This window comes from Tersicoccus solisilvae (assembly GCF_014643255.1).
Lineage (GTDB): Bacteria > Actinomycetota > Actinomycetes > Actinomycetales > Micrococcaceae > Tersicoccus > Tersicoccus solisilvae.
Genome location: NZ_BMJI01000103.1, coordinates 1 through 524 on the forward strand (window position 1 = coordinate 1; position 524 = coordinate 524).

Annotated in this window: 1 protein-coding gene; it reads left to right on the plus strand. The window is 46.8% G+C overall.

Features of this window, described 5'->3' with window-relative positions; translation table 11 throughout:
• Positions 1 to 88 precede the first annotated feature (88 nt).
• A partial coding sequence (locus IEX22_RS15615; RefSeq protein ID WP_188669302.1) for a hypothetical protein occupies positions 89 to 524 on the plus strand: 436 nt, incomplete at its 3' end.

The following is a 524-nucleotide window of genomic DNA, read 5'->3' on the forward strand; positions in this document are numbered from 1 at the left end:
CAGAACCCCATCTTGGTTGCTACCCGCATCCTCGGAAAAGCACCTGGTTAGTTCAGGCAAGGGGCATGTTAAAGACATTTCTCAGCGGGTGGCCTTATCAGCCTCAACCAAAGCGGTTGAATCCAAGGAGGAGCGTGACGAATTAAATGCGGCTGAAGCGCAGCAGAAAGAACCTACGCTGAACCAATTTCCCAAGGATGTGGCTGAGACAGTCAAACAGACAAAAGTCCGACTGCCTAAAGATGCATACAAGAAGTTTATGAATCAAATTTCTGAGAATAAACAACTTTCTCTTGATATGTCCTTGATTCATTTTCAAAATGAGCATTCTTTACTGGGCAAGGATTGGGCCTACCAATCCAACACCAGTATGGATGGCTATACTGTTTCCGCCGATGCCCAACTTATGCGTTTCACCTCATCGGCAACCACTTCTTTAACGGCTCCGGGGTTGGCTATCCAAGGTTCTGAAGTAGCCAAAAGACTCAGTGGAGACACTGCGCTTAATCTATCTCTGGATCTGG